Source organism: Sphingomonas sp. GW821-FHT10F11, assembly GCF_058809095.1.
Genome location: NZ_JBXASH010000001.1, coordinates 153607 through 173185, shown reverse-complemented (window position 1 = coordinate 173185; position 19579 = coordinate 153607). Strand labels below are relative to the sequence as shown.

At 65.3% G+C, this 19579-nt stretch carries 21 protein-coding genes; 10 read left to right on the top strand and 11 right to left on the bottom strand.

Annotated features, from left to right (window positions below; translation table 11 throughout):
• Positions 1-107 precede the first annotated feature (107 nt).
• Complete coding sequence (locus tag AC1RT8_RS00810; protein WP_493073271.1) at positions 108-452, top strand: DUF952 domain-containing protein; 345 nt, start codon at positions 108-110, stop codon at positions 450-452.
• 56 nt (positions 453-508) lie between these two features.
• On the top strand, positions 509-1072 hold the full coding sequence (locus AC1RT8_RS00805; protein WP_493073267.1) for a hypothetical protein: 564 nt from the start codon (positions 509-511) through the stop codon (positions 1070-1072).
• Here the strand turns inward: AC1RT8_RS00805 and AC1RT8_RS00800 are convergent.
• The 6 genes from AC1RT8_RS00800 to AC1RT8_RS00775 all read right to left on the bottom strand — a co-directional run bounded on the left by AC1RT8_RS00800 (position 1069) and on the right by AC1RT8_RS00775 (position 4594).
• Positions 1069-2337, bottom strand: a complete 1269-nt coding sequence (locus tag AC1RT8_RS00800) for a dicarboxylate/amino acid:cation symporter (RefSeq protein WP_493073264.1) — start codon at positions 2335-2337, stop codon at positions 1069-1071. The two genes, AC1RT8_RS00805 and AC1RT8_RS00800, sit on opposite strands and share 4 nt — an antisense overlap.
• Before the next feature lie 30 nt (positions 2338-2367).
• Positions 2368-2559, bottom strand: coding sequence for a hypothetical protein (locus AC1RT8_RS00795; RefSeq protein WP_372853589.1), 192 nt, complete (start codon positions 2557-2559; stop codon positions 2368-2370).
• Positions 2559-2801 carry a hypothetical protein gene (locus AC1RT8_RS00790; protein ID WP_493073255.1) on the bottom strand — a complete coding sequence of 81 codons (243 nt, stop codon included), beginning with the start codon at positions 2799-2801 and terminating at the stop codon, positions 2559-2561. The genes AC1RT8_RS00795 and AC1RT8_RS00790 overlap by 1 nt, the downstream gene beginning before the upstream one ends.
• A 295-nt stretch (positions 2802-3096) precedes the next feature.
• Positions 3097-3528 carry a DUF488 domain-containing protein gene (locus AC1RT8_RS00785; RefSeq protein WP_493073250.1) on the bottom strand — a complete coding sequence of 144 codons (432 nt, stop codon included), beginning with the start codon at positions 3526-3528 and terminating at the stop codon, positions 3097-3099.
• A complete protein-coding gene (locus AC1RT8_RS00780) occupies positions 3503-4168 on the bottom strand; it encodes a lysoplasmalogenase family protein (RefSeq protein ID WP_493073246.1) in 666 nt (221 codons plus the stop codon). Before AC1RT8_RS00780 ends, AC1RT8_RS00785 begins: the two co-directional genes overlap by 26 nt.
• Positions 4169-4213: 45 nt before the next feature.
• Positions 4214-4594, bottom strand: coding sequence for a VOC family protein (locus tag AC1RT8_RS00775; protein WP_493073241.1), 381 nt, complete (start codon positions 4592-4594; stop codon positions 4214-4216).
• 104 nt (positions 4595-4698) lie between these two features.
• Here AC1RT8_RS00775 and AC1RT8_RS00770 point away from each other — a divergent pair, with 104 nt between their 5' ends.
• The 4 genes from AC1RT8_RS00770 to AC1RT8_RS00755 all read left to right on the top strand — a co-directional run bounded on the left by AC1RT8_RS00770 (position 4699) and on the right by AC1RT8_RS00755 (position 7998).
• Positions 4699-5247, top strand: coding sequence for a GbsR/MarR family transcriptional regulator (locus AC1RT8_RS00770; protein WP_493073235.1), 549 nt, complete (start codon positions 4699-4701; stop codon positions 5245-5247).
• A gap of 126 nt (positions 5248-5373) precedes the next feature.
• The gene (locus AC1RT8_RS00765) at positions 5374-6318 is read left to right on the top strand and encodes a hypothetical protein (protein WP_493073230.1); all 945 of its coding nucleotides are present in this window, start codon (positions 5374-5376) and stop codon (positions 6316-6318) included.
• Between the two features lie 110 nt (positions 6319-6428).
• Positions 6429-7271, top strand: coding sequence for a helix-turn-helix domain-containing protein (locus tag AC1RT8_RS00760; RefSeq protein WP_493073226.1), 843 nt, complete (start codon positions 6429-6431; stop codon positions 7269-7271).
• Positions 7272-7395: 124 nt separating this feature from the next.
• A complete protein-coding gene (locus tag AC1RT8_RS00755) occupies positions 7396-7998 on the top strand; it encodes a 2OG-Fe(II) oxygenase (RefSeq protein WP_493073221.1) in 603 nt (200 codons plus the stop codon).
• Positions 7999-8036: 38 nt separating this feature from the next.
• Here AC1RT8_RS00755 and AC1RT8_RS00750 read toward each other — a convergent pair whose 3' ends face one another.
• Positions 8037-9599: an FAD-dependent monooxygenase gene (locus AC1RT8_RS00750; RefSeq protein WP_493073217.1), complete on the bottom strand. Its 1563-nt coding sequence runs from the start codon at positions 9597-9599 to the stop codon at positions 8037-8039.
• 305 nt (positions 9600-9904) lie between these two features.
• Between AC1RT8_RS00750 and trmFO the strand changes: the two genes are divergently transcribed.
• Complete coding sequence (gene trmFO, locus AC1RT8_RS00745; RefSeq protein ID WP_493073213.1) at positions 9905-11221, top strand: methylenetetrahydrofolate--tRNA-(uracil(54)-C(5))-methyltransferase (FADH(2)-oxidizing) TrmFO; 1317 nt, start codon at positions 9905-9907, stop codon at positions 11219-11221.
• A gap of 413 nt (positions 11222-11634) precedes the next feature.
• Here trmFO and AC1RT8_RS00740 read toward each other — a convergent pair whose 3' ends face one another.
• Together AC1RT8_RS00740 and AC1RT8_RS00735 are read right to left on the bottom strand one after the other, a co-directional pair.
• Positions 11635-12099, bottom strand: a complete 465-nt coding sequence (locus AC1RT8_RS00740) for an EF-hand domain-containing protein (protein WP_493073210.1) — start codon at positions 12097-12099, stop codon at positions 11635-11637.
• Between the two features lie 41 nt (positions 12100-12140).
• Positions 12141-12818, bottom strand: a complete 678-nt coding sequence (locus AC1RT8_RS00735; protein ID WP_493073206.1) for a squalene/phytoene synthase family protein — start codon at positions 12816-12818, stop codon at positions 12141-12143.
• 123 nt (positions 12819-12941) lie between these two features.
• Here AC1RT8_RS00735 and AC1RT8_RS00730 point away from each other — a divergent pair, with 123 nt between their 5' ends.
• The 3 genes from AC1RT8_RS00730 to AC1RT8_RS00720 are packed head-to-tail and all read left to right on the top strand — an operon-like array spanning position 12942 to position 16218.
• Positions 12942-14951, top strand: coding sequence for a TadE/TadG family type IV pilus assembly protein (locus AC1RT8_RS00730; RefSeq protein WP_493073202.1), 2010 nt, complete (start codon positions 12942-12944; stop codon positions 14949-14951).
• Between the two features lie 23 nt (positions 14952-14974).
• On the top strand, positions 14975-15574 hold the full coding sequence (locus tag AC1RT8_RS00725; protein WP_493073198.1) for a TadE/TadG family type IV pilus assembly protein: 600 nt from the start codon (positions 14975-14977) through the stop codon (positions 15572-15574).
• Positions 15571-16218: a TadE/TadG family type IV pilus assembly protein gene (locus AC1RT8_RS00720; protein ID WP_493073194.1), complete on the top strand. Its 648-nt coding sequence runs from the start codon at positions 15571-15573 to the stop codon at positions 16216-16218. Before AC1RT8_RS00725 ends, AC1RT8_RS00720 begins: the two co-directional genes overlap by 4 nt.
• Positions 16219-16239: 21 nt before the next feature.
• Here the strand turns inward: AC1RT8_RS00720 and AC1RT8_RS00715 are convergent, their stop codons facing one another.
• Both AC1RT8_RS00715 and AC1RT8_RS00710 read right to left on the bottom strand, forming a co-directional pair.
• Positions 16240-17556, bottom strand: coding sequence for an ABC transporter ATP-binding protein (locus AC1RT8_RS00715; protein ID WP_493073190.1), 1317 nt, complete (start codon positions 17554-17556; stop codon positions 16240-16242).
• Between the two features lie 42 nt (positions 17557-17598).
• Positions 17599-19350, bottom strand: a complete 1752-nt coding sequence (locus tag AC1RT8_RS00710) for an ABC transporter permease (RefSeq protein WP_493073185.1) — start codon at positions 19348-19350, stop codon at positions 17599-17601.
• Positions 19351-19579 lie beyond the last annotated feature (229 nt).

Below are 19579 nucleotides of genomic sequence, written 5' to 3'. Positions count from 1 at the left end.
AGGGGAGAGAGGCCGGACATTCGCTGCGAAGGAACATGGCGTCGCACGGTTCGTCGGGTTTGGAATCCGGCCCGGATGACGCGGCTGAAGCGTATGGAAGAGATCGCATGACGGCACTGACGGCGTACAAGGTCCTGACAGCCGACCAGATGACGGCACTCGAAACCGGCAGCTTCGCCGGCGCGCCGATCGACCTGGCCGACGGCTATATCCACCTCTCCACCGCGCAGCAGCTCGACGAGACGGTCGACAAGCATTTCGCCGGCCAGTCCGATCTCCACCTCGCCGCGGTCGATCTCGCGGCGCAGGGCGAGACGCTGAAATGGGAGCCGTCACGCGGCGGCCAGCTTTTCCCGCACATCTACGGCCCGCTGCTGCTCGACACGGTGGTCGCCTATGGCCCGATCGAACGCGACGATCAGGGCAAGGTGAAGCTGCCCGTTACGGGCTGATCCCCAAGCGCGGCCCGTCCATTGCGCACCACCCGAAGTCAGCGCATGTTTGTCGCATGATCTTGCGGCTCATCGGTCTCTCGCTTGCTTTCGCCGTGCCCGCCAGCGCGACTTCGGTCGCCGCCATCCGGCCGCACCAGCCCGACTTTGCCTGCAGCGCCCTGGCGAACCTGCTCCAGGGACTGGCGACCGCCAAGCGCCCTCAGCTCGGCGGCCTGCTGATCGGGGTCCAGGTCTCGACCGACGAACTGGGGTCGGTGCAATGGGAAGAATGGGAGGCGCTGGCCGCCAGTCTGCGCTCGCATAATGGCAAGCCCGACCAGCATCCGATGCGCCTCGAATCGCTGCGCCGCATCGACGACGGAAAAGACAAGACGTCCGCTTTCTATGTCGCGACGATCGAACGCGACCGATGGGAACTCGAACGCTATATGGGCGATGACGGCCTGTTGATGCCCATTTTCGAACCCGACCCGCATTTCGAACCGCGACGGGAGTTCTGGATCGTCGGTTTCCTCGGCAACCGGATCGTCAACCTGCGGGAAGCGGGCGAGCTTTACCCGATCGCCTCCGGCGAAGACCGGCTGGATTGCCGGGGTCCCTTACCCGGCCGGCTCTAGGATCCGTCCTCAATACCGGGCGGCGCGACGATCGCCGCCACCGCCACATCCGCCGTCACATTCGCAACCGTCCGGAACATGTCCGGAATGGTGTCGACCGCCAGCAGGATCGGCAACAGCTCCAACGGCGCGCCCAGCACCAGCGCGGTGGGCGTCGCCGCCGCGAAGAAGCTGACGGCGCCCGGCATGCCGATCACCACCAGCGTCGACAGCACGGCGAGCGGGATCGCGATCAGGATCTTGGCCAGGGGCACGTCCACGCCAACCATCCACGCCATCGCCAGCCCGAACAGCAACGACCCGGACGGCGCGGTGACCTTGAACACCGCCACCGCCAGCGGCAGGATCACCCCGGCGTCGCGATCGCTGATGCCGACTCGCTCGGCACTGACCAGCATCGCCGGCAGGGTCGCGATCGAGGATTGCGTGCCCGCCGCGACGGCCTGGGCCGGCGCGACCGCGCGGGCAAAGCGCCACAAGGGCACGCCACCCGGCCAGCGCGCCAGGCCATAACAGATCGTCGCCAGCACCAGCGCCAGCACGATCTGCACCAGGATATAATGCCCCAGCGCCAGCGCCGCGCCGATCCCTGCCGTCGCGCCGATCGCGAGCGCCAGCGCGAAGATGCCGATCGGCGCCACGCGCAACACCCACCCGACCACCACGATCATCGCGTCGCCCAGCCCGCGGAACGGTTCGAGCGTCGCCTTCGCCCGCGCGCGCTCGACCCGGCTCAAGGCGAGCCCGAGCACCAGTGCGAACACCACCAGCGGTACGATCGCCCCTTGCGCGGCGGACGCGATGACATTGACCGGCACCATCGCGCTGATCGCCTCGGCGGTCGACGGGATCGCCGGCGGCGCGCTCGCGGGAAAATTGGCGCGCAGCCCCGCCACGGTCTCGGCCGAGATCGGAAACAATGCCAGCAAGGGCGGCACCAGCAAGGCGGCAACCACGGCGGACAGGATCAGGAACCCCGCCAGCACCAGCGGCAACCGCGCCCCGATGCGCGCCGCCGGGCCGTCGTCGGCCGTCGCCAGATCGGCGACCCCCGTCACGACCAGCGCAAAGACCAGCGGCACGATCGTCATGCGCAGGCAATCGAGCCACAGCCCGCCGATCAGCCGCATCGCATCGATCACCGCCGGCCGGCCGGTGCCGATCAGCACGCCGGCGGCAAAGCCGAACACCAGCGCCAGCAGCATCCAGCCGGGCCCGGGAATGGCCGTCCGCAACGCACGCAACCGAGCAATCACCACCGCCATATCCTCACAATCAGGCCCGCTACCCGAATTTCAGGCCCAGTCGTCGGTCCAGCGCGGCCATTTGGCAAAGGCCATGAACCACAGCAGCGCCGGAAAGGTCAGGAAATTGAGATAGGGCACGATCGTCAACAGGCCGATCGCGGGAGAATAGCCCATCTTCCGGCAGATGAGCGACATGCAGATCGCCGTATAGGCGAAGATGACCAGGGATATGAGCAGCATCAGCGATACCCCTCGGGCTCGTTCGGCCAGTTCGAGAAAGCGAGCACGCTCAGCATCGCCAGGATTCCCACGAGCGGCACCGCGAGCAGCGCGATCAGCCCGCGGTGAAGGCCCGCGCGCTGGAGTATCCGGTAAAAGGGAATGCCGCAGATCCCGATCGGGACCAGCCAGAACAGCAGCAGGACAAAGCCCGCGACCGCGAACATGTTCGGCGCGCCGGCCGCAAGTGTCGATGGTTCCATGATTCCTCCCCCGAAGTCCGTGGAACATGACAGAGCAACGGCGAAAGGCAAGCCGGGTTGCGCGAGACCTTTATTGCGGGATCATTCGGGCCGGTGGCAGACCGCCTCGACATTGATTCCGTCGGGATCGAACACGAACGCGCCGTAATAATGGGGGTGATAATGCGCGCGAACGTCGGGCGCCATTGTCCTGCCCGCCATGCGCCAGTGCCGCCTGGTAGAAGCGGCGGGAGGCGTCGAAACCCGACGTGGCGATGCCCATATGGTCGATCATCGATTGTCCTTTCGATTGGGGTCAGGCGAACAGGTCGATCACTTCGGCACCCTCGCCCACCGCGTCCAGCAACAAGGTTCGGTGGCACACGCAGGGATCGCGCTCGAAACAGAGCAGGGCGCTCGGCTTCTCCGCCGCAAGATCCAGCATCTGCGCTGCCTGCGCCTGCGCCTCGGGCAATTCGAGCTGCCCGGCATAGACCTCCTCCAGTGTCGCCCGGTCGCCCTTCTTCGCGGCGTCCCGACCCCGCTTGGGCGTACCGAGCGCCTTCAGATGGACATAACCGATCCCCGCATCGAGCAACGACGCGGCGAGCGACGATTTGGAGAAACCCGGCCGCCGCGACAGCGGCAGCGCGCGCACGTCGATCACCCGTTCCACACCCGCGCCTTTCAGCGCGGCGAGGAAGTCGGCCATCGTCGTGCCTTCATAGCCGATGGTGAAGATCTTCATTGCGCTTCCTCGCTTCGAGGGTTCTCAGCACGCCGTATGCGATCAGCGCCTGGCCGCCGAGATAGAGCGGCCAGATCGCCAGGCTCGGCAGGATCGACCCCTTCAAGGGCCCGAGCTCGGCGAAGATCAGCAGGTCGGACGCGGCGAACATCAGGGCGCCGGTCGCGACGAGCGTCCGCGGAAATCGGCTGTACCAGGCAGCCCCCGCCATCCCGCCCAGTCCGGCGGCATAGACCGTCGCGCCGGCATCATGCGTGATGGCAAAGGCAGCGACGGGGATCGCGAGGGCAATCGCGATCGCCACCGCGCCGCCCTCTTTCCGGCGGTTGGACAGATAGAGCAGGATCGAGACCAGATGCCCGGCCAGGAACGCCGCCCCGCCGATCACGATGCCGGAGGTCTCCAGGACCACATCGCCCAGCGTCCCCAGCGCCAGCAGCGCCGTGAGCAGCCAGCCGTTGCGGTCGCGCGCGGCAAGACCGGCGCAGAACGTCAGCAACCCGACACCCAACCCCTTCCAGGCAACGAACAGGGCGCCTGACACGCCCAGATGGCTCGCCGCCCAGAAGCTCACGCCCGCAAGGATCGCAGCGGGGAAGAGCCAGAAGTTCGGGAAAGGCGATGATGTCGTCTGGCTCATCGCGACGGTATCGCGCTCCGCGAAGGATCGCGCAATCCGTCCGCTTCATCCGGGCAGATGGCAGACCACCTCGACGTTGATCCCGTCGGGATCGTGCACGAACGCCGCATAATAATGCGGATGATACTGCGCCCTGATGCCAGGCGGACCATTGTCCTTGCCGCCCGCCGCCATTGCTGCCGCGTAAAACCCGTCGACCTGTGCCCGCGACGAAGCCCGGAAGGCGACATGCGTGCCCTCGCCCGGCTGCTCGTTGTCGGCGAACACGAAGAAGGGCTCGCTGTCGCCCATCATCACCGCGGTGCCGCCGGCCTCGTTCTCGTCGATGACCTCAAGGACGGTGATGCCGAGCGGCGCCAGCGCGGCTTCGTAAAAGACCCGGGACTTTGCCAGATCCGTCACCGCCAGACCGATATGATCGAGCATGCTGCACTCCTCTCCCGACAGACGCGCGGCATAACGCACGAACCAGCCCCATTGACGCAACCGCCCATATCTCGTATTTCTGTTTTTACAGAAAAGAGAAACATATGACCCTCACCGATCATCCCGACGTCAAGGCCTTCATCCTCCATTGGGGGGAGATGGGCACGCAATGGGGCGTCAACCGATCGGTCGCGCAGATCCATGCGTTGCTCTATCTCTCCGACCGGCCGATCGATGCCGAGGCGATCGTCGAGGCGCTCGGGCTTGCCCGCTCCAACGTCTCGACCGGCCTCAAGGAATTGCAGGGCTATGGCATCGTCCGCCGCGTCCATGTCGAGGGCGACCGGCGCGACCATTTCGTGGCGGAAACCGACCTGTGGGAAATGCTGATGCGCATCACCGCCGAGCGCAAGCGCCGCGAGATCGACCCCACCCTCGCCCTGCTCGCCGAACTGTCCGAGCGCATGAAGAACGACAAGGCGGCGCCTGCCTATGTCCGGGAACGCGTGACGCGGATGCACGAATTCATCTCGACGCTCGGCGGCTGGTACGACCAGGTCCGCACCCTGCCCAAACCGACCCTGGTCACTCTGATGAAGCTCGGCAGCAAGGTGGCGCGCTTCATTCCGGGCGGCAAAGGCAAGAGCGAATAGAAACCACGTTCGACGATCGTCCGTGCCCGCCTTCGACCGCCACGCTTATTAGTTTCTCTTTTTTCAGTAACTACAGTTGGAAGAGCAATCATGCCCAGAACGGCAAGGCAGATCATATTACATGTGATGGCGCTCGTTGTGGCGGCCGGCGCCGCGGCGGCTGCGTTTACGTGGGTCGGCGGAGAAATCAGACTATACCCGCCAGCATTCCTCCTGATCCTGATCGTCGGCCTTGTCTTCGGCATGCCAATCTATGCCGCGTTGCTGGCCGCGCGCCGCGTACAATGGAAATCCGCGATCATCGCGGGTTTCATGGTTGGCGCCGCCCTCCCGCTATTCGTGGTGATGACATCCCACACGGGCCAGGCCTCAGTCGATGGTGTGGCAACCGTCGTGAACGGCGCGTACACTTTGGCCGGTTGGCGGCAAAACGCGATGGTCGTCGGCGGCTTCGGACTGCTCGGCATGGCGGGAGCATTGGTCTTTTGGCTCCTCATGAGGGCCACCGGAGCGATACCTGCCGCGGCCAGTGAGAAACGCGATCATGACCATGACAAGGCTCCGCCTTGGCGGATCGTCATGCTGGTCTGCGCCGCCGTCGGATTCACCGCAGCATCAATCGCCGTGCCCGAAATCACGCGCGATCGGTCATGTCACAACCCATTGCGCGACGGTCGCGAGTCGATCGGTCCTGTCGCCAGCTTCGATCTTCATATCGGCCCATCGGACTGGGACGAAGCTGCTGCGATCATCGGGCGTTTCGCACACCAACGGAAATGGTCAATCCTGTCCGACGTCCGCCCAAACGAGAGCTTCAAATGGTTTCAGATCAGCCTGTGTACTGAGCCCGGCACCCAGATTCTCGTTGGTGCTTTTTCGGATGGAAATATGCGCTTCTCGCTGTCTCAGCCGCAGGGAGGCAAGAGTTGGCGCGAACCATTCGCGGCGCTCCTTGCGCGCGTTCAGGATCGCTGGCCCGACAAGATCGGTTTTACCGGCGACCAGGGGCAAAATATCCTGCGACCCGACTGGGCGGTTGGGTCAGCGGAACGAAAGCCCGTCACGCCCTGATCCGGCGAGGATCGCGTGCTGATCGAGTTTCATGCGCTGACGACGATTGAGGACCCGTGTAGCGCACCGTGAACCCGGCTATTCATGTGCCCGGAACCGAAGGAGTCGCCATGGCCACACGTGCAACCGCGGAAGATGCCTATCCGCCAATCGGCATGCTGCTGCGCGAGTGGCGTGCGGCGCGGCGGATGAGCCAGCTCGATCTCTCGCTGGAGGCGGGCATCTCGACCCGGCATCTGAGTTGCATCGAAACCGGCAAGGCAAAGGCCAGCCGCGAGACGATCTCGCGGCTCGCCGATACGCTCGCCATGCCGCTGCGTGAACGCAATGTCCTGCTCCGGGCGGCGGGCTATGCGGCGATGCATCCCGAACGCGATCTCGCCGCGCCGGCGCTCGACCGGGTCCGCCAGGCCGTCGATCTGATCATCGCGCACCAGGAGCCCTACCCCGCCTTCGTGATCAGTCGGCACTGGGATGTGCTGATGACCAACGCGGCGGCGGTGCGCCTCAACACGCTGCTGACCGGCGGGCGCCAGAGCCCCCACGCCAACCTGCTCCACCAGCTGTTCGATCCGGCGGATTTTCGATCGGTCATCGTCAACTGGCCGGAAGTGGCCGGCCGCTTCATCCGCCACCTCCACGACGATCTCACCGCCAACCCGACCGATCGCCGGACCCGGCAGCTGCTCGACGAGATCTTCCAATATCCCGGCGTGCCGCAGCGCTGGCGGCTGCGCGATCTCGGCGAGGAGCCCGCGCCGATCATTACCTTCACCTTCGCCAGTCCGCGCGGCGAGCTCCGCTTCTTCGAAACCTTCACCACCTTCGCCGCGCCGCACGACGTGACGCTCGACGAGATCCGGATCGACTGCACCTTTCCCGCCGACGAGCACACTGCCCGCGTCTGTGCGGAGCTTGCGCAGGAGGAGAAGGCGACCGCGCCTGAAACTTGAATCGATCACTGGGGATGATCTCTTCGCCGCCTCTTGCTCACGGGTCGTTCTGTCGACGCGCGCTTCTCAATGAGCCGCTCATGTTCAGGTTGCGCGCGGACAAGGTTGGCCGCAAGACCTTCCCATGAATTGGCCGCCCCATTTTGTATTGGATCTCAACAACCAGAATGCGCTGCCGCGCGATTGGGCGGAGCAGGTTCATGCCGCGACTCACGCGCCCGAGCGCCTGATTGTCCGATCCGGCGCCGACATTGCCCCAGGCGACGAGAAATTCTCGATCCTCGGAGGCACAGACGTCCGTGCGCGGTTCGATTGGCTCTGGCGTCTGTATCTTGGCCCGATCCGGGCCTTCGTCGCTGATCGTTTCGGCCGCCCGGTTTATCCAGCCAATCGGATCAGTTCGGCGATTACCCTGAATATACTGGAAGGCGTTGGCGCGGAGACCGATTGGCATACCGACGCGAACCTAGTAACCGGCGTGTTCTATGCCGCAGTGCCCGAGATGGGCTTCGGGGGCGAACTGGAGTTTCGCCACCCGGGGTGTCCGATTGCGCAAATCCACCCCCGCGCAGGCGCGTTCATCTGCTTCCCTGGCTCGATCGAGCACCGCGTCGTGCCGCTTCGCTCTCCAGAACCAAGACTGGCTTTCGTGATGTTATTTTACGACAGTGCCACAGACCAGCCATTCGCAAGCCTCGACGACCGCCACGAATTGAGCGTCGCCTAAGAACTCGGCAGGAATTACGGTGCGCGGCGTCGGAAGCGTCAGGCGGATTCATGTGCCTCTTCAGCGTCGCCGAACCAACGTGACACGGCCTTGGAAGCTGCGTCTTCGTCAGCGGCATCCTCGCTGACCCAGGCAACGATACCGTCGGGACGCACGAGAACCGCGCTCAAGCCAAGCCGATCCATGGCCTCACCTGCGATATAGGTGATTCGCCCGTTCCACCGGCGTGCAAGCGCCCGAAGCGGCGCGCGAGAGTCGAAGTCCAGGAAAAGGCCCTTTCCCTCGCTCAGGAGCGCGCCGACCTTCGTTCCGTCGACCAGTTCGAAATCAGGGACGCTACGGCCGATGAGCACATGATCGCCGCCAAGATCGTAGCGGAAGGAGACGCCCCACACGCGCTCGGCGAAGTAGGTCGCGCCATCGCGGGTTTCGATGAGATCACGGATGATGGCTTCGAGCGCGCGCGTGCTCCGGCTGGGACGCATGAGCGCGACCTGCGCGCGCGACCAGTCGAGAATTTGCGCCCCCACCGGATGCCGTTCAGTCACATAGCTGTCGAGCAGACCGGCCGGCGCGTCACCGCTGATCGTGGCAGCCAGCTTCCAGCCCAGGTTCATCGCGTCGCCGAGCCCGAGGTTGAGCCCCTGCCCGCCCAGGGGAGAGTGGATATGCGCGGCGTCACCCGCGAGCAGCACACGCCCGTTGCGGTACGCCGTCGCCTGGCAGGCGCGATCGGTCCAGGTGGTGGCGAGCCGGAGGGCCGTCAGGGAGACGTCGGTGCCGGACACCCGGCGCAAGACCGCCTGCACATGCTCGAGCGTGATCGGCCGGGTCCGGTGGAAAGCACCCCCGTCGAACTCGACCATCGCGATCGTTCCGGGCCTTGCATAGGTATACATGCCCGTCGGCGTATAGTGGCGGCCCGGGCTGAGCTTGTCCGGGTCGGCCATCTCGACATCGACGGAATAGCCGGTGAACTCGGGATCGGTGCCGACGAACGCGAAGCCGCCAGCTTTGCGCACCGTGCTGCGGCCGCCATCGCAACCGACAAGCCAGAGCGCGTGAAAAGTCTCCCGACCAGCGCGAAGGGTCACCTCCTCATCCGACTGGTCGAAATCGTCGACGCCGAAGCCGCGCCTGATCTCGGCCCCCATCGCGCATGCCCGAGCGGCCAATAGCGTTTCGAGATGCTCCATCGTGACTGCCATGCTCGTGCCGGCCGGACTCGGCAGGCGATATTGCCATGTCGAGGTGTCGATGGCGTCGTGATAGAATTGGATGCCGGCGAAATGACCAGCCGGGCGGCGCGGCTGTTGCATCCAATGCGCGACACTCGCCACGCTGTTGCCCGAGTCATCCTTCGCATGCTCCGGCATCGCGACGTCGTCCAGCATGCCGCGACGATAGAAGGCCTCGATCGTGGGCGCCGAAAGACCGCGCATGCCGAACGGAAGCCGCTTCAACGGTGATCGCGGGTCCTCGGCCTGCTCCAGCACCAGCACCGAAAGGTTGGCGAGCCGCAGCTCACAGGCGAGAAACAAGCCGACGGGGCCGGCGCCGGCAATCACGACATCATAAAGAGCCGGGTGGTGGCTGTGCATGAAATGCTCCTGTGTCGATGTTCGACCGGAGCGTTCCTCGAGCTTGAGAACCACACGGACGAACGATTGGGTGCCTGGGCGGCATCCGACGTTCGTCGCGGGGATCTCGTGCACGAAGCCAAAGACCAGAGCTTTCGTTTCCGAAAGGACTTGGGCTTACCAAACCAAGTCTGCCTTTTCCGACACGGGCGATATAGCGTCGTGGCGATTGACCTGCAACGGACAGGGTCGCGCCGTGACGACCTGACCCAACAAGAATCAGCCCTGCTGGCCGATCGCCGGGCACGCTGCTATCTGCCCGCGCCATGACTCACGACATCCATATCATCGGCGGCGGCCTCGCCGGTTCCGAAGCTGCGTGGCAGCTTGCCGAGGCCGGCTTCAAGGTGAAGCTTTCCGAAATGCGCGGCTCGGGCGAGATGACGCCGGCGCACCACACCGACGGCCTTGCCGAGCTGGTCTGCTCGAACAGTTTCCGCTCGGACGACGCGATCAGCAACGCGGTCGGTCTGCTCCATGCCGAGATGCGCGCGCTCGGCTCGCTGATCATGCGCGAAGGCGATATCCACAAGGTCCCGGCAGGCTCTGCGCTCGCGGTGGATCGCGACGGCTTCTCCGCCGGCGTTACCGCTGCGATCACCGCGCATCCCAACATCACGGTGGTGCGCGAACGAGTCGACGCGCTGCCCGATGACGGCCTCGCCATCGTCGCCACCGGCCCCCTCACCGCCGCCAGCCTCGCCTCAAGCATCGGCGCCGCGACCGGCGCGGACTCGCTCGCTTTCTTCGACGCCATCGCGCCGATCGTCCATTTCGATTCAATCGACATGGAGACGGCCTGGTTCCAGTCCCGCTGGAACAAGGGTGAAGGCAAGGACTACATCAACTGCGCGATGGACAAGGATCAGTACGCCGCCTTCCATGCCGGGCTGATCGCGGGTGAAAAGACCGACTTCAAGGAATGGGAGAAGGACACGCCCTATTTCGAGGGCTGCATGCCGATCGAGGTGATGGCGGAGCGCGGCTTCGACACTTTGCGCTTCGGCCCGATGAAGCCGGTCGGCCTCGACGATCCGCGCACTGGCCGCTGGCCGCATGCCGTGGTCCAGCTCCGCCAGGACAATGCCCAGGGCACGCTGTGGAACATCGTCGGGTTCCAGACCAAGCTGAAACATGCCGAGCAGGTCAGCCTGTTCCGCACCATTCCAGGGCTGGAGAATGCCGAGTTCGCGCGGCTCGGCGGGCTCCACCGCAACACCTTCATCCGCTCGCCCGAGCTGCTCGACGAAACGCTGCGCCTGAAGAACAAGCCCAACATCCGTTTCGCCGGCCAGATCACCGGCTGTGAGGGCTATATCGAGAGCGCCGCGATCGGCCTGCTCGCCGGCCGCTTCGCCGCGGCGGAGCTTGGCGGACGGGCGCTCGCGCCGCCGCCGGTCGAGACGGCGTTCGGGGCGCTGCTCCACCACATCACCGGTGCCGCCGTCGCCGAGACTTATCAGCCGATGAACGTCAATTTCGGCCTGATGCCGCCGATCCCCGGCCGCACGAAAAAGGCCGACCGCAAGAAGATGTACACCGACCGCGCCCGTGCGGCATTCGGGGAATGGCTGACCGCCTGATCGTCACCTTTGATTCAACAGCCAACGAGATCGTGGCAGCACAGCGTGCCGAAGTCACTCAAGATCATCGTCATGCCGGACTTGTTCCGGCATCCACCGTTCCGCACGCTCATCGGCGCCTGGGTTGCCGCATCATGGACCCCGGAACAGGTCCGGGGTGACGACAGGATTCGATGTCCGGAACCTCGGCACGCTCTTTGACATGGTCGATTTTGTTGGACGGTTTTCTGCCGGGAACAGCGGAAAATGATGACTCTTTTTCCGCTGTAACCGCTCCGTTTTCCGCTGTTATGCCATAACAGGGAAACGCCGCTTCAAGTCACTGGAAATCCACGACGATTTCCGGCTCAAAATCCAACATAACAGCGGAATAAAAAAACAAACCGCCGGACCAGCGACAATGTTGGAGATTGTCAGGTCTCCTCGTCCTCGCGCGCCGCCGGTGCCGGCGGACAATTGGGCTGCCGCTTGACGGTGCGTTTCGGGGCAGTCGTCGCGAACTCGGCCGGAGTCATCGCGCCCGATTTGTCCTTGTCGGCCTCCGCGAACTTGGTCGTCGTCTTGACCGCCCATTCGTCGAACGAGAGCTGGCCGTCATGATTGGCGTCGAGCTTCGCATAGGCCTTGCGGCGCTGGGCGAGATATTCCTCGCGCGTCACCTGCGCGTTGCGATCCTTGTCGTAGCGGTCGAACCGCTTCTGCTCGCGGCTACGCTCGCTCGCCTCGGGCACATCGGCGGGAAGCGGGCCGTCCTGCGCGGCCGCAGCGACCGGCTGAGCCGCTAACGGCGATGGCGGGCGCGCCTTGCCGGTCGACAGCATGACCCCCGCAGTGCCCAGCAGCAGTGCCGAACCGCCGCCCACGACATAACGCCACATCCCCACTCTCCTCCCGATCCGTGTTGGAAAGCTATCGTCTTCTAGCGGCCGGTCAATCGATGGAGCAGCAAGCGCGCCACGCGCCGGGGAGCGCCGGTCGGTATCGGTTGATCGAACGGAATGTCGAGGTTGAGACGCGCAATATGCGCCAGCGCGCCAAGCGGCCTCGCCTGCCGGCTCCACTTCCGGCGCGTTGCCTGGGCCAGCGGCGCTGCGGCGCGCGCCAGGACATGGTCGCCGGTGGCCCGGTCGCTCAGATGTCGGGCGAGGTCGGCCAGTGCCCATCCCTCTCCGGCGGCCGTCAGCGGGTCGGTCTCGGTCGCGCCAAGCAACAACCCGGCCATCTCGAACAGCTTGCCGCCGCGCCGGGCGGCATGCCTGGCTATCGCGTCGTCGTTGAGCTCAGGCTCGAGCAGTTCCTCCCATCCCTCGATCATCCAGGCCAGCCGCGCGCCGGAAACGCCGTTCGGCACGACATGCCGCGCCAGCGCCTGCAGCACGGGCTCGGCCGGCGGCAGTGCAGTATCGAGCCTGGTCAGCGCCTCGTGCCACCAGGTCAGCCTCATCTGGCCGACCATGGGCTCGCGCGTCGTCCGCAGGATCGAGCCAAGGCTGTCGTCGAGCGCGAACAGCGCCAGCAGGCCGGGCATGGCGGCCCGCGGGGAATAGCCCAGTGCGAGCCCGCGCTCGGGGTCTTGCCCCCTCTCGTCCCGGCTCACCAGCAGCCTCCAGGAAAAGCATTTGGTAACCGCCGCGTTAACCATGTCGCTTGAGCCGCGATTATCCCTTCCCCCCGCATACTGCACCGACCGGGAACTGTTTCTATCGGGTGGGGCACGCGAATGCTGGGGAAGAAGCCGAAGATGCTAGCGATGCCGCTTGGCTTTTTGAGCCGGCTCGCACGTGATGTGCGGGGTAATACGCTGGCGATCATGGCGATCGCAATGGTCCCCCTGGCGGGGCTGGTCGGCGGCGGTATCGACATCAGCCGGATGTACATCACCAAGACGCGGCTGCAACACGCCTGTGACGCCGGCGCGCTCGCCGGACGCAAGGCGATGGGCGGCGGCACCTGGTCGCAGAGCAACGGCATGCCCAACACCACCGCCGTCCAGTTCTTCGACGCGAATTTCGCCCCGAGCAGCTACGGCACCCGCAACCTCACCAAGGCCTTTGCCGAAAGCGCGGGCAGGGTCACCGGCACCGCGTCGGTCGAGCTGCAGATGACCCTGGTCAAGGTCGTGACCAAGGACTGGGCCTATGCGACGCTCAACGTCACCTGCGACGCCGAGATGCGGCTGCCCAATACCGACATCATGTTCGTGCTCGACAATACCGGCTCGATGGATTGCGATTCGAACGGGAACAATTGCGGTTCGTCCGGCTCCAGCTCGAAGATGGCGGGCCTCAAGGTTGCAGTGAAATGTTTCTACGAGATCGTGGCCCGCCTCGATACCGACGCCAACTGCACTACCGGCAATCCGGGCACCAGCGGCACCGGCAGCCAGGTCCAGATACGCTTCGGCTTCGTGCCCTATTCAACCAACGTGAACGTCGGGAAACTCCTTCCCAACAGCTATCTCGCCAGCAGCTGGAACTACCAGACACGCGTCGCCAACTGGAATCCGCCCGGCACCACCACCAACGGCCCCTATTGGCAGACCTATGGTAGCGCGATCTCGCAGAGCGACTGCCTGAAATACATGAACAACCAGTCCTTTGGCAGCTTCACGCCGACGGCAACCAGCTCGGGCGGCCCCGCGCCCGCGGCGACCTCGACGGTCACCTTCAACAGCGACGGCGCGGCAACCGCCGGCGGCACCGGCGAATGGGGCTGGAGCGGTGCATCGGACGACAGCGGCACCAATCGCAGCTGCAGACGCTCGCGCACCGACACCACCACCACCTATGTCCAGCAGTTCCGCAGCTGGGACTATAAGGAAGCGCCGATCGATATCAGCGGCCTGAAGGCGGGCGGCAGCAGCTGGAACAACACCTTCACCGCACCGATCGGATCGAGCGGAACCAATCGCACCATCACCTGGGACGGCTGTATCGAGGAACGCCGCCCCACCGACAAGCTGACGGACTACGATCCGATCCCGAGCAGCTCCAAGGACCTCAATATCGATCTCGTCCCTTCGTCGGGCGACGCGACCACGCTCTGGGGGCCGGCGCTGCCCGAGCTCATCTATATGCGGTCGATCTCGACCCAGTGGAGCCAGGCAAACACGGCGAACGTGCTCGACACCACGGCCAACTATTACAACAGCGTGTCCTATTATTGCCCGACAGCCGCCAAGAAGCTGCAGGCATGGCCCGATGCGACCACGTTCGACACTTATGTCGACAGCCTCGTGCCCACCGGCAACACCTATCATGATATCGGCATGCTGTGGGGGGCGCGGCTGATGTCGCCGACCGGCATCTTCGCCTCGGAGAACGCCCTCACCCCGGGCGGGGCCGAGATCGAGCGCCACATGATCTTCATGACCGACGGCGACGCGGTGTCGCAGAATTGCGACTATGCCGCGTATGGCGTCGCCTTCTGGGACAAGCGGACCACGGACGATGTCGGCACCGCCTCGCAATGCCAGGGTGTCACTGGCGGCATGACGTCGCTCAACAACCAGATCAATTACCGGCTCGAGGCGCTCTGCACCGCGGTCAAGAACAAGAACATCACCTTGTGGGTGATCTCGTTCGGCAACGGATCGAACACCACCACCGAGACCCGGCTCGAAACCTGCGCCTCGCCCGGCCGCTATTTCACGGCACGCGACTCCGCCGCGCTGCAGACGACCTTCGCCAGCATCGCGAACCAGATCTCCCAGCTGAGGCTCACCAAATGATCCGCCGCCCCTTGCCTCACCCTTTGCTGCGGCATATCGCCGCTGACCGGCGCGGCTCGACGGTCGTCGAGTTCGCGATGATCGCCCCTGTCATGGGTCTGTTGCTGCTCGGTGCGTTCGACACCGCCCATTCGCTGTATATGCGGTCGGTGCTGCAGGGCATCGTGCAGAAGGTGGCGCGCGATTCGTCGCTCGAAACGGGCACGACCAGCGCCCAGCAGACGGTGCTCGACAACAAGGTGCGGGCATCGGTCAAGGCGATCGCCAACAATGCCACCATCACGATCACCCGGCGCTACTATCGCACCTTCTCCACCGCGTCGGCGGCTCAGGCCGAGGCATGGACCGACACCAACCATAACGGCACGTGCGACGCGAACGAGCCTTATCAGGATGCCAACAACAACAGTGTCTGGGATGCCGATGGCGGCGATGGCGGCCAGGGCGGCGCGAAGGACAAGGCCGTCTATACCGTCAGCATGAGCTATCCGCGCTATTTCCCGCTCTATCGGATCATCGGCGGGTCGAACACGACCCGCATCAGCGCCGCGACCGTCCTGGCGAACCAGCCTTATTCGGATCAGGGCAGCTACGGTGCATCGACCGTGAGGAATTGTACATGATTGCGCGCTTGACCAGCACCGCAATGCGGCTCCGCGACGACAGGAGCGGCCTCGCGCTGCTCGAATTCGCGTTCATCCTGCCGGTGTTCCTGACCATGGCGCTCACCGGGGCGGAGATGACCAACTATATCACCGCCAAGATGCGCATCAGCCAGCTCGCGCTGCACATCGCCGACGACGCGGCGCGCATGGGCAATGGCAGCCAGCTCTCGGCCAAGACGATCACCGAGACCGACATCAACGACCTGTTCACCGGTGCGCAGATGCAGTCGGGCGAGCTCGATCTCAACACCAACGGCCGAGTCATCCTCTCCGATCTCGAAGAGGATCCGGCCAATGCCGGCAAGTACAAGATCGGCTGGCGGCGCTGCTACGGCCTGAAGACCAGCTATGCCCGGCAATATCCAACCACCTCGGGCACGACCAACCTGACCGGCATCGGCCCCACCGGCCGCCAGGTGACGGCGCAGAGCGGCAATGCGACGATGTTCGTCGAGGTGTTCTACACTTATGTCCCGCTGGTCGGCCGCGGCACGCTCGCCCCGACGACGACCTTCACCGAGATCGCCTCGATGGCGGTCCGCGACCGGCGCGACCTGACCACGGTCTACAATACCGCCGGTGCAACGGTGGCGAGCTGCTGACCGCTTTGCCTCGGCCCCGCATCAGCTGGGATCGTCCAGGCTGAACTGATCGGCATCCTCGTCATAGGCGAAGATTTCGGCGTAGCGGCCCCAATGGGTGACGGCACGGAGTGTCTCCGTCGCATAATCGGGGGACATATGATCCTCCAGCTCATCGCGGAAGCGCCGCGCCGGCGCGGTATGGCTGGCGCGCTCGTCGAGGATTCGGCGGATATGCTGGGCAAGCGGTACGTGAGCGAGAAGCGCGTGCGCGACCATCGCCTTGCGCTGATCGACGTCGGACACGGCGTAGCGGCGCGCGGCGGGCGTGAGCGTCACGTCGCCGCCCGACAGATCGGCGAAGCGCATGAGCTGGAGCGTCTCCGCCATCGGGAACAGCTCGTCGATCTCAAGCTGTAACTGGTCGGCGAGATCCGCCATGCTCGCGCGTCCGTCGAACGGCGTGGCATCGACCTCCTCGATCAGGCCGGCCAGCGCATTGGTCGAGACGACCGGCAGGGCCATGGCGATGCCGGTGCCCGGGAACACGCCGTCGCGCGCTGGCTCGACCGCGGCACGCGCGGTCATCCGCGCATAGATGTCGTCCACCAGCGCCCGGAAGGAAGGGTCGAGCCGGTCGCGCGGCTGCGGCAGATCGACCCTGATCTCCGCCGCGACCCGCCCCGGATTGGACGAAAAGACCAGGATGCGGTCGCACATCAGCACCGCTTCCTCGATATTGTGGGTGACGATCAGGATCGACTTGATCGGCATCCGCCCCTCCGCCCACAGATCGAGCAGATCGGTGCGCAGCGTCTCGGCGGTCAGCACGTCGAGCGCGGAGAAGGGTTCGTCCATCAGCAGCAGCGACGGATTGACCACGATCGCGCGCGCCAGGCCGACGCGCTGGCGCATCCCGCCCGACAATTCCTTGGGATAGGCATTCTCGAAGCCGTCGAGGCCGATCAGGTCGATCGCGGCAAGCGCCCGGGTCCGCCGTTCGGCGGCAGGCACGCGCTGCGCCTCCAGCCCCAGCTCGACATTCTGCAGGACGGTGAGCCAAGGAAACAGCGCGAAGGTCTGGAACACCATGCTCACCGTCGGCGCCGCGCCGCCGGCTTCCGGCACGAAGGCAATGGTCCCTTCGTCAGGCCGGATCAGCCCAGCGATCGAGCGCAGCAAGGTCGACTTGCCCGATCCCGAACGGCCGAGCAGTCCGACGACCTCATTCTCGTGCAGCGTGAGGTCGACATCGTCGAGCACGAGCAGGCCGCCGCCGGTCTTGCCATAGCGATGGCGCAGATGCTCGACCGTGACGAGCGCCGGCGAAACGGGGGGACGTGCGAGGATGGTGGCCATGGTACAGCTCCTGGTCCGGGGAAGTTCAGGGTCGGGGGAAGATCAGCCCAGCCGCAGGCGGCGGTCGGCGTAGCGATAGAGCGGTCGCCAGAGCAGCCGGTTGAAGCCGATGACGAAGATCGACATCACCGCGATGCCAAGGGTCACGCGCGGATAGTCGCCGGCGGCGGTCGCCTTGGCGATATAGGCCCCGAGGCCGGTCGCCTCGAGCCGCTGGCTGCCCCAGGAAACCGCCTCGGCGACGATGCTCGCATTCCAGGACCCGCCCGACGCGGTCAGTGCGCCCGTGACATAATAGGGAAAGATCCCCGGGATCGCGAGCTGCCGCCACCATTGCCAGCGCCGGACGCCGAACATGCCGGCCGCCTCGCGCAGATCGTTGGGGATCGCGCTCGCGCCCGCGATCACGTTGAACAGGATGTACCATTGGGTGCCGAGCACCATCAGCGGCGACAGCCAGATATCGGCGTTCAGATGCCAATGGACGATCGCGATCACCGCGAAGGGAAACAGCACGTTGGCGGGGAAAGCCGCCAGGAACTGCGCGACCGGCTGCAGGCGCTCCGCCCAGCGCGGACGCAACCCGATCCACACGCCGATCGGCACCCAGACCAGGCTGGCGAACGCGATCAGGACGAGCACCCGCAGCATGGTGACCAAGCCGAAGCCGAACGCGGCAACCATGTCGTCCCATGCCAGGTTGCGGGCGACATAGCCGATGACCAGCCAGGCGGCGCTCGCGAGCGCGACCGCGAGCGCCGAAACCCACAGGACCTGGCCGAGACGGCCCGGCGCGGTGTCGATCCTGACCTTCGGGCGCCGGCCGGGCCGACGATCGAGCGCCATCAGGATCCGCCCGAGACCGGTCAGCGGCGAGAACAGCACCGGCAGCAATCTCGCCCGGCGGAACAGGTCATATGCCCAGGACCGCGGCGCGGTCTGGGCCGCGGTCTGCTCGAACCGGAAACGGTCGGCCCAGGCCACGACCGGCCGGAAGACGAGCTGGTCGTAGATCAGGATGACCAATGCCATCGCGCCAACCGCCCAGGCGACCGCGCGGAAATCCTGCGCGTCGATCGCGAGCGCGAGCCAGGACCCGATCCCCGGCAGCATGATCCTGGTGTCGCCGACGCTGATCGCCTCGGAGGCGACGACGAAGAACCAGCCGCCCGACATCGACATCATCGCATTCCACACCAAGGCCGGCGTGGCGAAGGGCAGGTCGAGCCGGATGAAGCGCCGCCACGGCGAGAGCGAGAAGCCGCGTGACACCTCCTCCAGGTCGGTCGGCACCGATCGCAGCGACTGATAGAAACTGAACGCCATGTTCCAGGCCTGGCTGGTGAAGATCGCGAAGATCGCGGCCAGTTCGACACCTAGTTCGCGCCCCGGGAACAGGCCCATGAAGAAGGTGACCGTGAAGGTGAGGAAACCCAGCACCGGCACCGACTGGAGGATGTCGAGCGCGGGCACGATCACCATTTCGGCACGGCGGCTCTTGGCGGCGAGGGTCGCGACGACGAAGGTGAAGACCAGCGATGCGCCGAGCGCCGCGAACATGCGCAGCGTCGTCCGCAACGCATAGGTCGGCAGGTTCGCGGGATCGAGCGTCACCGGCGCGAGGCGCAGGTGCGACAGCGGCTCGGCCATGCCGCCGGCGCCACGGATCACGAGTACCGCGATGCCGCCGAGCAACAGCAAGGCGATGGCGTCGGCCCAACCTGGTGTTGCCGTGCCGCGCCAGAAGCGCGCCAAGGCAGCCGCACCCAGGCCGGTCTGGGGCGTATTGTTCATATCTCACCTCGTCGGGGCGCCGCCTGCGGGCACCCGGCAACGAGACTGAGGGATCAGGCTCGGCCAGGCGCCTTCGACGGCGCGGACAATCGACTACTGTCGCTTGGCATTGCGTTTGGTTCCTGACCGCCGGCGAGTCGCCGACAACGGGGCGATTGCTCCCGCAGCGCAGCATTGTCAATTTGGTTTGCAGCCGGCGCACGCAAAGCCACGACACTCCGTATTTGCC

Excerpts from the sequence above, each read along its gene's own strand:
- AC1RT8_RS00805 (WP_493073267.1), top strand. The coding sequence starts at position 509 with ATGATCTTGCGGCTCATCGGTCTCTCGCTTGCTTTCGCCGTGCCCGCC.
- AC1RT8_RS00795 (WP_372853589.1), bottom strand. The coding sequence starts at position 2,559 with ATGCTGCTCATATCCCTGGTCATCTTCGCCTATACGGCGATCTGCATG.
- AC1RT8_RS00800 (WP_493073264.1), bottom strand. The coding sequence starts at position 2,337 with ATGGCGGTGGTGATTGCTCGGTTGCGTGCGTTGCGGACGGCCATTCCC.
- AC1RT8_RS00780 (WP_493073246.1), bottom strand. The coding sequence starts at position 4,168 with ATGAGCCAGACGACATCATCGCCTTTCCCGAACTTCTGGCTCTTCCCC.
- AC1RT8_RS00750 (WP_493073217.1), bottom strand. The coding sequence starts at position 9,599 with ATGCACAGCCACCACCCGGCTCTTTATGATGTCGTGATTGCCGGCGCC.
- AC1RT8_RS00710 (WP_493073185.1), bottom strand. The coding sequence starts at position 19,350 with ATGAACAATACGCCCCAGACCGGCCTGGGTGCGGCTGCCTTGGCGCGC.
- AC1RT8_RS00760 (WP_493073226.1), top strand. The coding sequence starts at position 6,429 with ATGGCCACACGTGCAACCGCGGAAGATGCCTATCCGCCAATCGGCATG.
- AC1RT8_RS00715 (WP_493073190.1), bottom strand. The coding sequence starts at position 17,556 with ATGGCCACCATCCTCGCACGTCCCCCCGTTTCGCCGGCGCTCGTCACG.
- AC1RT8_RS00810 (WP_493073271.1), top strand. The coding sequence starts at position 108 with ATGACGGCACTGACGGCGTACAAGGTCCTGACAGCCGACCAGATGACG.
- AC1RT8_RS00770 (WP_493073235.1), top strand. The coding sequence starts at position 4,699 with ATGACCCTCACCGATCATCCCGACGTCAAGGCCTTCATCCTCCATTGG.
- AC1RT8_RS00730 (WP_493073202.1), top strand. The coding sequence starts at position 12,942 with ATGCTGGGGAAGAAGCCGAAGATGCTAGCGATGCCGCTTGGCTTTTTG.
- AC1RT8_RS00740 (WP_493073210.1), bottom strand. The coding sequence starts at position 12,099 with ATGTGGCGTTATGTCGTGGGCGGCGGTTCGGCACTGCTGCTGGGCACT.
- AC1RT8_RS00765 (WP_493073230.1), top strand. The coding sequence starts at position 5,374 with ATGGCGCTCGTTGTGGCGGCCGGCGCCGCGGCGGCTGCGTTTACGTGG.
- AC1RT8_RS00775 (WP_493073241.1), bottom strand. The coding sequence starts at position 4,594 with ATGCTCGATCATATCGGTCTGGCGGTGACGGATCTGGCAAAGTCCCGG.
- trmFO (WP_493073213.1), top strand. The coding sequence starts at position 9,905 with ATGACTCACGACATCCATATCATCGGCGGCGGCCTCGCCGGTTCCGAA.
- AC1RT8_RS00790 (WP_493073255.1), bottom strand. The coding sequence starts at position 2,801 with ATGGAACCATCGACACTTGCGGCCGGCGCGCCGAACATGTTCGCGGTC.
- AC1RT8_RS00785 (WP_493073250.1), bottom strand. The coding sequence starts at position 3,528 with ATGAAGATCTTCACCATCGGCTATGAAGGCACGACGATGGCCGACTTC.
- AC1RT8_RS00720 (WP_493073194.1), top strand. The coding sequence starts at position 15,571 with ATGATTGCGCGCTTGACCAGCACCGCAATGCGGCTCCGCGACGACAGG.
- AC1RT8_RS00755 (WP_493073221.1), top strand. The coding sequence starts at position 7,396 with ATGAATTGGCCGCCCCATTTTGTATTGGATCTCAACAACCAGAATGCG.